The organism is Streptomyces sp. NPDC050548, from assembly GCF_044457385.1.
Classification (GTDB): domain Bacteria; phylum Actinomycetota; class Actinomycetes; order Streptomycetales; family Streptomycetaceae; genus Streptomyces.
This window is the reverse complement of the sequence record NZ_JBITGV010000002.1, coordinates 475,858-487,827: the sequence shown is the minus strand read 5'-3', so window position 1 is coordinate 487,827 and position 11,970 is coordinate 475,858. Positions and strand designations below refer to the sequence as shown.

The 11,970-nt window shown below is 70.3% G+C and carries 12 protein-coding genes; 7 read left to right on the top strand and 5 right to left on the bottom strand.

Going from position 1 to position 11,970, the window contains the following annotated elements; translation table 11 throughout:
- The first annotated feature begins 1 nt into the window (after position 1).
- Positions 2-2,818 carry an NHLP bacteriocin export ABC transporter permease/ATPase subunit gene (locus tag ACIBJH_RS08070; RefSeq protein ID WP_399116003.1) on the top strand — a complete coding sequence of 939 codons (2,817 nt, stop codon included), beginning with the start codon at positions 2-4 and terminating at the stop codon, positions 2,816-2,818.
- Positions 2,819-2,822: 4 nt separating this feature from the next.
- On the opposite strand, the gene ACIBJH_RS08065 is transcribed toward ACIBJH_RS08070, so the two are convergent.
- The 3 genes from ACIBJH_RS08065 to ACIBJH_RS08055 are packed head-to-tail and all read right to left on the bottom strand — an operon-like array spanning position 2,823 to position 4,189.
- Positions 2,823-3,350, bottom strand: coding sequence for an SRPBCC family protein (locus tag ACIBJH_RS08065; protein WP_399116002.1), 528 nt, complete (start codon positions 3,348-3,350; stop codon positions 2,823-2,825).
- A gap of 6 nt (positions 3,351-3,356) precedes the next feature.
- Positions 3,357-3,701: an ArsR/SmtB family transcription factor gene (locus ACIBJH_RS08060; RefSeq protein WP_399116001.1), complete on the bottom strand. Its 345-nt coding sequence runs from the start codon at positions 3,699-3,701 to the stop codon at positions 3,357-3,359.
- Positions 3,702-3,751: 50 nt separating this feature from the next.
- Positions 3,752-4,189 (bottom strand): VOC family protein, encoded by a 438-nt coding sequence (locus ACIBJH_RS08055; protein ID WP_399116000.1) that lies wholly within the window; start codon positions 4,187-4,189, stop codon positions 3,752-3,754.
- A 77-nt stretch (positions 4,190-4,266) separates the two neighbouring features.
- Here ACIBJH_RS08055 and ACIBJH_RS08050 point away from each other — a divergent pair, with 77 nt between their 5' ends.
- On the top strand, positions 4,267-4,920 hold the full coding sequence (locus ACIBJH_RS08050; protein WP_399115999.1) for a TetR/AcrR family transcriptional regulator: 654 nt from the start codon (positions 4,267-4,269) through the stop codon (positions 4,918-4,920).
- Here ACIBJH_RS08050 and ACIBJH_RS08045 read toward each other — a convergent pair.
- Positions 4,914-5,756, bottom strand: coding sequence for an alpha/beta fold hydrolase (locus ACIBJH_RS08045; protein ID WP_399115998.1), 843 nt, complete (start codon positions 5,754-5,756; stop codon positions 4,914-4,916). The genes ACIBJH_RS08050 and ACIBJH_RS08045 overlap by 7 nt on opposite strands.
- A gap of 124 nt (positions 5,757-5,880) precedes the next feature.
- Between ACIBJH_RS08045 and ACIBJH_RS08040 the strand changes: the two genes are divergently transcribed.
- Both ACIBJH_RS08040 and ACIBJH_RS08035 read left to right on the top strand, forming a co-directional pair.
- Positions 5,881-7,383 (top strand): MFS transporter, encoded by a 1,503-nt coding sequence (locus ACIBJH_RS08040; RefSeq protein ID WP_399115997.1) that lies wholly within the window; start codon positions 5,881-5,883, stop codon positions 7,381-7,383.
- 220 nt (positions 7,384-7,603) lie between these two features.
- Positions 7,604-7,981, top strand: a complete 378-nt coding sequence (locus ACIBJH_RS08035; RefSeq protein ID WP_399115996.1) for an STAS domain-containing protein — start codon at positions 7,604-7,606, stop codon at positions 7,979-7,981.
- A 138-nt stretch (positions 7,982-8,119) separates the two neighbouring features.
- Here the strand turns inward: ACIBJH_RS08035 and ACIBJH_RS08030 are convergent, their stop codons facing one another.
- On the bottom strand, positions 8,120-8,557 hold the full coding sequence (locus tag ACIBJH_RS08030) for a protease inhibitor (RefSeq protein WP_399115995.1): 438 nt from the start codon (positions 8,555-8,557) through the stop codon (positions 8,120-8,122).
- 359 nt (positions 8,558-8,916) lie between these two features.
- Here ACIBJH_RS08030 and ACIBJH_RS08025 point away from each other — a divergent pair, with 359 nt between their 5' ends.
- The 3 genes from ACIBJH_RS08025 (at position 8,917) to ACIBJH_RS08015 (ending at position 11,927) form a co-directional block, all read left to right on the top strand.
- On the top strand, positions 8,917-9,465 hold the full coding sequence (locus tag ACIBJH_RS08025) for a hypothetical protein (RefSeq protein ID WP_399115994.1): 549 nt from the start codon (positions 8,917-8,919) through the stop codon (positions 9,463-9,465).
- A gap of 213 nt (positions 9,466-9,678) precedes the next feature.
- Complete coding sequence (locus ACIBJH_RS08020) at positions 9,679-11,262, top strand: purine-cytosine permease family protein (RefSeq protein WP_399115993.1); 1,584 nt, start codon at positions 9,679-9,681, stop codon at positions 11,260-11,262.
- The gene (locus ACIBJH_RS08015) at positions 11,262-11,927 is read left to right on the top strand and encodes a cyclase family protein (protein ID WP_399115992.1); all 666 of its coding nucleotides are present in this window, start codon (positions 11,262-11,264) and stop codon (positions 11,925-11,927) included. The genes ACIBJH_RS08020 and ACIBJH_RS08015 overlap by 1 nt, the downstream gene beginning before the upstream one ends.
- The last annotated feature ends 43 nt before the right edge of the window (positions 11,928-11,970 follow it).

The following is an 11,970-nucleotide window of genomic DNA, read 5'->3' as shown; positions in this document are numbered from 1 at the left end:
GATGACGTCCGTTCAGGAAGGCGACCTGGTCCTCGGCGCGCTGGGATCCCTGGGCACGCCGATCGACTGCACCGGGTTCAACCGCCTCGACCTCGAAGGCCCGCAGGTGCTGTGGCTGGTCGCGTCGGGCGCCATCGACCTCTTCGCGGTGGACGCCGTACAGCAGGGCCACTGGCACCACCTCGGCCGGCTGGAGGCGGGCTCGCTGCTGCTCGGCCCGGTCACCGGCCCCCAACACACCCTGGTCGCACGCCCGTTGCGGGACTGCGTGGTGCACCGCATCAACCTGCGCGAGCTGTACCAGCCCGCGAACACCCAGACCTGGTCATACGACGAGTACGGCAACCCCCAGTACGTGCCCCCGACTTCGAGCCCGCTCGAATACGCCCTCGCCCTCGGCGTGGGTCGCGGTCTCTCCATCCTCTTCCAGGCCCCGATGGCGACCGAACGGGCCGCCGCGCTCACCGACGACGACGTGTTCTGGATGCAAGTGCCGCCCGGCAGCGTGCAGTACGGGTCGCTGTACGGCGCGGAGGCGGCGGCCGATCTGCTGATGGACCCGGGCGTCTGGCAGGGCATGGTCGACCAGCAGTACCGCCTCCTTTCCACGCTGGACAAGTGGATCGAGCAGCTGGAGCGCACCCACGAGACGCGAACCGCCGCCGGTATCAAGGCCGGTGAGGCGGTCCGCGCCCAGGCCGACCGGACACTTCTGGCGTCGATCGGCAAGTCGTCGGCCCGGCGCACGACGGCCGCCGACGCCGACGCGTCGTACGCGGCCTGCAAGTTGGTCGCCGAGGCGGCCGGCATCACGCTCGCCGAACCCGCGCAGAGCGGCAGCGAGAGCGACCGGCTGGACCCGGTCGAGCGGATCGCCCTCGCCTCACGCGTCCGGGTGCGGGCCGTACGGCTCGACGGACGCTGGTGGCGGGACAACGTCGGTCCCCTTGTGGGCCATCGGGCGCTGTCCGGGGCGCCGGTCGCGCTGCTGTGGCGGCGCGGCGGATACGTGGCCGTCCATCCGGCGACGGGCCGCGAGACGCCGATCGAGAAGGCGAACGCGGAGGAGTTCGAGCCGCGCGCGGTGATGTTCTACCGCCCGCTGCCCGAGCGCCGACTCAGTCCGCTGAGGCTCCTGCGCTTCAGCATGCAGGGCACCGGCGGCGACATCTCGAACCTCCTGATCAGCGGGCTGGTGACGGTGGCGATCGGGGCGCTGGTGCCGATCGCGACGGGCAAGGTGCTCGGCGAGTTCGTGCCGAAGGCCCAGACGAACCTGATCGTCCAGGTCTGTCTGGCCGTGATGGTGACGAGCGTGGTGGCGGCGGCCTTCATGCTGCTGGAGAACCTCACCATCCTCCGTCTGGAGGGCCGGATCGAGGCCACGCTCCAACCGGCCGTCTGGGACCGCCTGTTGAGACTGCCGACGAAGTTCTTCACCGAACGCTCGACAGGAGAGCTGGCGAGCGCGGCGATGGGCATCAGCTCGATTCGCCGTCTGCTGGCGGGAATCGGGCCCGTGGTCGCCCAGTCGCTGACGGTCGGCGCGATGAACCTGGGCCTGCTGTTCTGGTACAGCCCCTCGATGGCGCTCGCCGCGATCGGCATGCTCGTGGTGATCGCGGCCGTGTTCCTGGGCCTCGGTCTGTGGCAGGTGCGCTGGCAGCGCCGACTGGTCGTGCTCAGCAACAAGCTGAACAACCAGGCGTTCCAAACCCTGCGCGGACTACCGAAGTTGCGAGTGGCGGCGGCCGAGAACTACGCCTACGCCGCCTGGGCCTCCGAGTTCGCGCGCAGCCGTGAACTCCAGCAGAAGGTCGGCCGGATCAAGAACCTCACCACGGTGCTGGGCGCGGTGTATCTGCCCGTCTGCACCCTGCTGATGTTCATGCTCCTCGCGGGCCCGGCACGCGGCTCGATGTCGGCCGCCGCCTTCCTCACCTTCAACACCTCGGTGACGATGGTCCTGACCTCCGTCACCAGCCTGACCGGTGCCTTCGTCTCGGTGGTGTCCGCACTGCCGCTGTTCGAGGAGATCAGGCCGGTCCTGGACGCGGCCCCGGAGGTCCGCACCGCGAGCACCCGCCCCGGCCGCCTCTCCGGCGCGATCGAGGCCCGCCGCCTGTCCTTCCGGTACGCCGACGACGGCCCCCTCGTCCTCGACGACGTGTCGTTCCAGGTGCGCGCGGGCGAGTTCGTGGCGATCGTCGGCCCCAGCGGCTGCGGCAAGTCCACCCTGCTGCGCCTCCTCATCGGCTTCGACAAACCGGTCTCGGGCAGCGTCCTCTACGACGGCCAGGACCTGGGCGCCCTCGACCAGTCGGCCGTACGGCGGCAGTGCGGGGTGGTGCTCCAGCACGCGCAGCCTTTCACCGGTTCCATCCTGGACGTCATCTGCGGCACCGAGCCGTTCACGCCGGAGGAGGCGATGGCGGCGGCCGAGATGGCGGGGCTCGCCGAGGACATCAAGCGGATGCCGATGGGCCTGCACACCATCGTCGCGGGCAGCGGCGCGGTGTCGGGCGGCCAGCGTCAACGCCTCATGATCGCCCAGGCGTTGATCCGCCGGCCGCGCATCCTCTTCTTCGACGAGGCGACCAGCGCCCTCGACAACGAGACCCAGCGGACGGTGATCGAGAGCACCAAGGCCCTCAACGCGACCCGGATCGTCATCGCGCACCGCCTGTCGACCGTCCTGGACGCCGACCGCGTGGTCGTCATGGAGGACGGCAAGGTCGCCCAACAGGGCCCGCCCGCACAGCTGTTGGCGGACACGGGCGGTCGGCTGCACGAGCTGGTGCGGCGGCAGATGGCGTGAGCTGTCAGTCCAGGCCGGGCACGGGCGCGCCGGAGGGGATCCCGGCCGCCGAGTACCCGTCGTAGAACGCCTTCCAGGGCGCGCCGGCACCGGCATGCGGTCCCGCAACGCGCTCGCCACGCGCCTTCGCGTCCAGTGCGGCGAGGCACACCTCCCACCCGGCCCCGTTGCGGGACGCGGTGTCCGCGGCGCTCAGGACGTTGGTGAGGGTGAAGCGGGTGCGCTTCTCCTCGACCTCCTCCAGGTCGAAGTGCAGCTCGTCGCCGCCCCATTCGAAGGAGAGGTGGCGGGGCGGGTCGACGGCGATGACCTTGCCTGTCGACTCCGGCATGTTCGGGTCGCCGCTGAACGTGACCGTGCCGCCGGGGCGCATCTCGAACTCGGCGCGCGAGGGGAACCACTGGGCGAGTTGGTCGGGGTCGGTCACGAACTGCCAGACGCGGTCCAGGGGTTGGTCGTAGACGCGGCTGAAACGGACGGCGGGGCGGCCGTCGTCGAGGGTGAGATAGGTGCCGGTGAGATCGACGGACATGGCGGATCAGTCCTTCGGGACGGGTTTCCGGGCATCGTCGTCCGACGTCTCGTCGAGGCGCCGGCCCAGCCTGTCGAGGCTGCGGTTCCACAGGTCGCGGTAGGGCGCGAGCCAGGCGTCGAGGGCGGCGATCGGGGCGGGGTCGAGGGCGTAGACGCGGCGCTGCGCGTCCTGCCGTACCCGGACCAGGCCCGCGTCCCGCAGCACCCGCAGATGCTTGGACGTGCTGGGCTGGCTCAGACCGCAGGCCTCCCCTATCTCGCCGACGGGCCGGGGCCGCTCCAGAAGCAGGGCGACGATGGCCCGCCGGTGGGGATCGGCGAGGGCGGTCCAGAGCGAGGCGTCGGACATGACTCCAATATGCCTCGATGGTTATATGCCGGTCAAGGCATGCATGGTCCTCAGGAAACCGGGCGGCCGTACCCCGCCACACCCCCGTGATCCACCCCGTGCGCCGCCCAGCTGTACAGATGCAGATCGAGGCCATCGGGGTCGTTGAGCACCAGCAGCCAGCCGATCGACGCCTCGATCACCGGCGAGTGCGGGATGCCGAGCGCGTCCAGGTGAGCGGCCCAGGCCTCCACATCGGCGCGGTCCCGGACCGCGAAGCTGACCGGGTCGAAGCCCTGACAGCCTTGTGCCGCCTGGGAGTTGACCCGCAGACAGAGCATCGAGTCGCCGAGTCCCGGCACCTCACCCGCCACCCCTCGCACGACACCGTCCGCGTCCGGGAACTCGTGCGTGACCTTGAAACCGAGGACGCGGCCGTACCACTCCCGCGAGCGGTCGAGGTCGGTGACGGGCATCTTCACGTGGTGGATTCCGGCGAGCTCCGGCATGGCACCCACACTCCTCATCGCACTGGTCCCATTTCACCGCAGTACGACTGCGACGATTTCCATCTAGACTCCTCCCCATGCCCGACCCCGTCAACCAGAAGCGGCCCTACCGCTCGGCCAAGCGCGCCGAGACGGCCGCGGCGACCCGCGCCCGCATCCGGGAGGCGGCCTCCCGGCTGTTCACGGAGAAGGGGTTCACCGGCACGCGCATGAAGGAGGTGGCGGCACTGGCCGGTGTCGGCGAGCGCACGCTGTACGACGCGTTCCCCACCAAGGCCGCCCTGTTCGGGCACACCCTGGGTGTCGCGATCGCCGGCGACGAGGAGCCGGTCGCCGTCCCGGACCGCCCCGAGACCCTCGAGATCCGGGACGAGCCCGACCCCGGGCGCGCGATCGGCCGCAGCGTCGACCAGATCACCGAACTGCTGGAGCGCGCCGGTGACTTGATCATGGTGACCGTCGAGGCGGCGGGCGCCGACCCGGACATGCGGGCGTCCGCGGACGCCGGTGCCGAGGCGACGTACGGCGTGCATCTGGCCCTGACCACGGCACTTGAGGAGCGTGAGGCCCTGCGTGCGGGCCTCGACGCGCGCACCGCCGCCGACACGCTCTACGCGCTCACGTCACCGCACATGCATCAACTCCTGCGCAGACACCGGGGCTGGACGCTGGAGGCCTACCGGGCCTGGCTGCGGCGGGTGTTGGTCGCGGAGCTGCTCGACTCTCACTGAGCGACACCCTGCCACCGCTCGTGGACGTCGCCGTCGCGGCTGTGCAACTGTGTCGCCAACACCCGTAGCGCCGCCGCGAATCGGTCCGGGTCGCGCAGGAACTCCATGTGGATGCCGGGGAATTCGGCCCACGGCGCCCCGATCCGGCGGGCGATCTCGATCGACGGGCGGGCGTAGTAGGTGCCCCGGTCCTCCGCTCCCGCGCCCAACACGACGGGAAACGGCGCCGACTTGAGCGCGGCCTCGTCAGGTCGGAAGCCGGCGAAGCCCGACCACTCCGTGCCGAAGAGGTGGTCCTGGTTTCCCAGGAACCGCTTCCAGAGGTCACCGGGCCAGCGGTACGTGCCCTCGCCCCGGGTGGTCTCGGCGAACCGTCGGCCCGCCGCCAGCGCCCCGCCCTGCGCGTACAGCGCGGCGAGTTCGGCGAAGAAGCCGCGCCCGGGGTCGCCGTCGGGCAGGACGTTCACGGCGGGCGGTTCATGGGCGATCAGGCCCGTCATCACCTGCGGGTGGAGTGCGGCCAGCGTGAGTCCGATGATCGCGCCGCCGCTGTTGCCGAACACCAGCGCCCGCCCGCCGGCCAGGCCGTCGATGAGCGCGCGGGCGTCGGCGGCCTGCACGGCGAGGTCCATCGGTGTCGCGGTCCGGCCGGTGCTGCGCGAGTTGCCGCGCCGGTCGTAGGAGATCACCGTGAAAGCGTCGGAAAGGATCTCCGCGACGCCGTCGTAGTAGCCGGCGTCTCCGCCGGCCCCGCTGATCATCAACAGCGCCGGGCCGCTGCCGCGCATCTCGTAGTACAGCCCGGCCCCGTCGGCCTCGAACCTGCCCTTGCGCATGCCTTGATCCCCGTCCCCAGCGAAACGTTGCCGTTTCGCTGAAAGTGCTCTACTGTCGATGTGTACGAAACCGTTTCGTTTACGTTTTGGTAAACCCCGAACGACTTCCCTGGAGTGGTTCCCGATGTCCCAGAAGACACTGACCGAAGGCACCCAGTCGGGTGTCGCGGAGGCGCAGCCCGCGTCCTCCTCGAAGCGGTGGTGGATCCTCGCGATCGTCGCCGTGGCTCAGCTGATGGTCGTCCTCGACGCCACCATCGTGAACATCGCCCTGCCGTCGGCCCAGAAGGACCTCGGCTTCTCCGACGGCAACCGGCAGTGGATCGTCACCGCGTACGCCCTGGCGTTCGCCTCCCTGCTGCTGCTCGGCGGCCGGATCGCCGACCTCTTCGGCCGCAAGACCGCCTTCCTCGTCGGTGTCGTCGGATTCGCCGGCGCCTCCGCCCTCGGCGGTGCCGCCAACAGCTTCGGCATGCTGGTCACCGCACGCGCCCTCCAGGGTGTCGCGGGCGCACTGCTCGCGCCGGCCGCGCTCTCCCTGCTCAACACGACGTTCACGGACGCCCGCGAGCGCGCCCGGGCCTTCAGCGTGTACGGCGCCATCGCGGGCGCCGGCGGTGCGGTGGGCCTGCTGCTCGGCGGTGTGCTGACCGACGCCTTCGACTGGCGCTGGACGCTCTACGTCAACGTCGCCATCGCCTTCGTCGCCTTCGCCGGCGGCTGGGTCCTGCTCTCCAACCACCGTGACGCGGCGGGCTCCAAGCTGGACGTGCCGGGCACGGTCCTCGTCGCCGGCGGTCTGTTCTCCCTCGTCTACGGTTTCTCCAACGCCGAGACACACGACTGGAGTTCGCCGCAGACCTGGGGCTTCCTGATCGTGGGCGTCGTCCTGCTGGCGGCCTTCGTCTGGTGGCAGAACCGCGCCGAGCACCCGCTGCTGCCGCTGCGCATCCTGCTCGACCGCAACCGGGGCGCCTCGTTCCTCGCCGTACTGATCACCGGTGCGGGCATGTTCGGTGTCTTCCTCTTCCTCACCTACTACCTCCAGCTGAACCTGGGCTTCAGCCCGACCAAGACCGGTGTCGCGTTCCTGCCGATGATCGGCGCGCTGATGGTCATGGCGCAGGTGGGCACCACGGTCCTGGTGCCACGCCTCGGCCCGAAGGTCGTCATTCCGCTGGGCTTCGCGATCGCCATGGTCGGCATGGCCTGGCTGACCGGCATCGGGGTCGGCTCCTCCTACGCGAGCCACGTCCTGCCGCAGCTGATCGTGATCGGCGCGGGCCTCGGCATGGTGATGCCTCCGGCGATGCAGCTCGCCACGGGCGGGGTGGCCGCCGAGGACGCGGGTGTCGCCTCCGCGACGGTCAACGCCATGCAGCAGGTGGGCGGTTCGATCGGTACGGCGCTGCTGAACACCCTGGCCGCGAGCGCCGCGACGGACTACCTGGCTGGGAAGGACGCGACCAACAAGCTGGTCCAGGCGCAGGCCACGATCGAGAGCTACACCACCGCGTTCTGGTGGTCGGCGGGCTTCTTCGCCGCGGGCACACTGATCGCGCTCGGGCTCTACCGTCGCGGAGTTCCGCAGCAGGACGCGGACGCCGCACCGGTCGTCCACATGTGATCCACTCCGCCGAGAGGTGAGCCGCAGAGACCGAGGGGTCGCCGTCCACAGGGAGACGGCGGCCCCTCTCCACTGTCCTACTGACAGAAAGTCAACCTTTCTGACCGAAGTTCACCATGTCGAGTGAACCAGATCTTGCGGGCGGCGTGTCATGGATGTTCAGGGCTTCTCCGGGGTAACTACCGAGACCGAATGCGCCCCGTGCCGAGGTGGAGCGGCCATGACAGCGGAAGCGGACGAACGCGACAGTCCCGCGGCCAACTCCTGCGCCCTGACGCGGTCGTACGGCCCCTTCACGGTGGTCGAGGTCTCCGGCGAGATCGACATGGCGACCGCCGACCTGGTCGTCGAGCACCTGGACGCCGCGACGGCGGTCGCGGAGCCCGATGTACTGGTGGATCTGCGGCCCGTGGAGTTCCTCGACTGTTCGGGGCTGCGCGTTCTGTGCCGGGCCGAGCGGCGGGCGAGGGAACGCGGCGGGCGGCTGCGGATCGTCTCCGACGGGCCGCGCATCGACCGACTGTTGCGCGCCTCGGGTCTGTTCGGCCGCTTTCCGCCACTGCGCGCGATGCCCTCCCAGGAGGAGAAGCCGCAATGAGAACAGGGGCCGGCTCGGGCGACCCCACACCGCCCGGCCGACCCCTGGTGCGGGATCGCGGTACTCCGCGACAGGGGTGCGCACTCCCCAGCTACGGACCCTCCCTGATGCTCACGGAGACCGTGCGACCCCGGTCTCTCAGAACGTGAAGACACCTCCGTACCCGTAGGAGTCCTTCACGCACTCGTTGGAGAAGACGCGCTCGTAGGAGACGCGCTTGCCCTGCCAGACACCCTCGACGGTGACGACGACGGGACGGTAGAGCTTGTTGCAGAGCACATCGCTCCGGGCCGCCAGGGCGTCGAAGTCCCCGCCGATCCCGCGCAGTTCGGCGCACGCCTGGGCGGCCGACGGGTGGGTGCCGGAGGAGGTGGGCGCGCAGGTGAGGGTCACTGCGCGTTCCGGTGTCGCGAGGGCGGCGTCGTCCCCGTGGCCCATGGTCAGCACCAGGGCCGACGGGGCGTAGAGCGCGGACGGGCCGGTGCCGTGGGCCGCGAGGGCGGTCCCGGTGAGGGGCCCGCAGACGGCGGTGGCCGTCAGGCCCAGAGTCACTGCCCAGCGCGCGGTGTTCCGCATTGTGTGCATCCTTCCGCTCGATACGAACCGATCACGAACGGATCGGTCCGAAGAGATGCCGGTCCCGCTCGGTCGGTGCCGAACCGGCGGGCGCCACTCTGCCGAGTCCACCGCCGGAACACACATCCCACCCACAGCTTTCAGTAACCTTGCGTGTTGAATCAGTGGCGTGAAGTCACAGAATTCGAACGCGCGAACCCCGGAACCACGGGCTTCCCGATCTCCGAATCGGGCCGGTTGGCCGGTTTACCCGCCCTCGCCAATCGTCTTGAAACAGTCCCGAAACATTCCGCTTCAGCTCTCGGCGCACTCCGCCGCAGCCCCTTGCATCTGCACCGCTCGCGAGTAATCGTCATTACATGATTACGACAGAGCAGCAGGAGAAGCTTCGCGGCTGGTTCACCGGCCGTCTGCCCGACGACCTCTTCGAGGAGCTGGTCGAGGTCACGGTCGACCGCGAGGAGGTCACCGTCATCGGCCGCATCCCCGCGCCCAAGCTGGCCGAGGACGTCTCGGACGCCGAGAAGGAGGCGGCGATCCAGGGCCGCGTCCAGGAGTTCCGCGAGCGCACCCGGGAGACCCGGATCGCGGTCGCCCGCGAGGCCGAGCACCGGTTCCGCAGGAAGGTCTCGTGGGGTGCCGAGTGCGCCGGGGAACGCTCCCTGTTCACCCACATCTCCGCCCCCGTCATGACCCGGCTGCGCCAGCCAGAGCGCCAGGTCCTCGACACCCTCATCGCCGCCGGCGTGGCCCGCAGCCGCAGCGACGCCCTCGCCTGGTGCGTGCGCCTCGTCCAGCGGCACACCGACGACTGGCTCGCCGAACTGCGCGACTCCCTCGAACACGTCCAGCGGGTCCGCGCCCAGGGCCCCGACGCCGAACCGGAGGACACCCCGACCGAGAGCTAGTGACACCAGGGCATCAGGGTGGACAATTCCTCCACCCACGGCACGGAAGATGGATGAACCGTCCTCTGGTGCGGGTATCACGGCCGACCGTAACGTCGGCGGACACCCTGAGGACGGCATCCGCTCACCCCGCCCACCCCGCGCGCGTGACCAGCCGTCCACACCGCCACCGCGCCACCCCGCGCTCCACCGCCGTCCCCCGCTGGAGCCCCCTTGTCCTCGCAGCCCGCCCCCTCCCCCGCCACGCCGAGCCAGTCCCTGACCGAGGTCGAGACCTACGGCGTCGAGCGCATCCCCGACGCGGACCGCACCGCCACCCCGCTCGACCTGTTCCGGGTCGCGTTCGGCGGCGCCAACACCTTCTCCACCTGTGTCCTCGGCGCCTTCCCCATCCTCTTCGGCCTCTCCTTCTGGCAGGGCCTCGCGGCCACGCTCCTCGGGGTCGTCGTCGGCGCGCTGATCCTGTGTCCGATGGCGGTGTTCGGCCCGGTCAACGGCACGAACAACGCGGTCGCCTCCTCCGCGCACCTGGGCGTGCACGGCCGGGTCGTCGGCTCGTTCCTGTCCCTCCTCACCGCAGTCGCCTTCTTCTCCATCTCGGTGTGGAGTTCGGGCGACGCCCTGGTCGGCGGCGCGCACCGGCTCTTCGGCCTGGAGCAGAGCACGCTGTCGTACGTCGTCGCGTACGCGCTGTTCGCCGGACTCGTCCTCGCGGTCTGCGTCTACGGCTTCCGGTTCATGCTGTTCGTCAACAAGATCGCTGTTACGTCCGCGACGGTCCTGTTCCTGCTCGGCGCGATCGCGTTCGCCGGTGACTTCGACCCGTCGTACGCCGGAGTCTTCACGTCCTCGGCGGACGCGGCCACGCAGTCGCTGTTCTGGCCGTCGTTCATCGGCGCGGCGCTGATCGTGCTCTCCAACCCGGTCTCCTTCGGCGCGTTCCTCGGCGACTGGTCGCGCTACATCCCGGCGAACACCCCGCGCCGCAAGGTGATCGGGGCCGCGTTCCTGTCCCAGATCGCGACGCTGCTGCCGTTCGTCTTCGGCCTGGCGACCGCGAGCATCATCGCCACGAAGGCCCCCAAGTACGTCGACCCGTCCGCCCCCGACTTCGTGGGCGGCCTCCTCGCGATCTCGCCGAGCTGGTTCTTCCTGCCGGTCTGTCTGCTGGCCCTGATCGGCGGCATGTCGACGGGCACGACCTCGCTCTACGGCACCGGGCTCGACTTCTCGTCGGTGTTCCCCCGGCTGTCACGGGTCCAGGCGACGCTGCTGGTCGGCGTGCTGTCCATCGCGTTCATCTTCATCGGACGCTTCGGCCTCGACCTCGTGCAGTCGATCTCCACGTTCGCCACGATGATCATCACCTGTACGACACCGTGGATGGTCGTGATGATGCTGGGCTTCTACACCCGGCGCGGCTGGTACGACCCGGACGCCCTCCAGGTCTTCAACCGCCGTCAGCGCGGCGGGCGTTACTGGTTCGCGCACGGCTGGAACTGGCGTGGCATGACCGCCTGGTGGGTGGCCGCCGTGGTGGGCGTGCTGTTCACCAACATCCCGGGGCAGTTCGTCGGCCCGCTCGGCGACCTGGCCAACGGCGTCGACATCAGCCTGCCGCTCTCGCTCGCCGTGGCCGCCGTACTGTTCCTGTCGCTGCTCAGGCTGTTCCCCGAACCCCGCGCGGTGTACGGTCCGGAGGGGGCGCGGCTGGCCCGCACCGTCGAGGTCCCGGTGCCGCCGATCACCGGCCCCGGAGCGGTGGCGGCACCCGCCCTGGTCACCGAGGGCAGCTGATGCCCGGCTGGATCGACCTCTCCGTGCCCGTCGTCACCGGGATGCCCGTGTATCCCGGTGACCCGGCGGTCGAGGTCTCCCCCGCCCTGACCGTCCCCCGCGACGGCGTCAACGTCCTTCATCTGCGCATGGGTTCGCAGTCCGGCACGCATGTCGACGCCCCCTACCACGTGGACGACAGCTGGCCCCGCCTCGACGCACTTCCCCTGGAACGCTTCGCCGGGCGCGCGGTCGTGGCCGACGTACGGGGGCTGCCGGCCAGGGCACCGATCGCGCCCGGACTGCTGCTGCCTGCGCTGAGCCAACTGCGCCCGGGTTCGCTGCTGTTGCTCGCCACGGGCTGGTCGGCGCACTGGGGCACCGACGACTACCTCGCCCACCCGTGGCTCACCCCCGAGGCCGCCGAAGCCCTCGTCGAGGCGGGCGTCCGTACGGTCGCGGTCGACGCGCTCAGTGTCGATCCGACGCCCGAACCGGGCGATACGACGGCCGACTTCGGCCTGCCCGCTCATCGGGTGCTGTGCGGCGCGGGCGGAGTGATCGCCGAGAACCTCACGGGGCTTGAACGGGTGGTGGACCTCCCGGACCTGGAGTTGTTCCTGTTTCCGCTACGGCTGCCGGGGGCGGACGGCGCGCCGGTACGGGCTGTCGCGCGGGCCCTCTGATCCGTCCCGGAGAGCCGTTGTCAGACCCACCGTCTACGTTTGC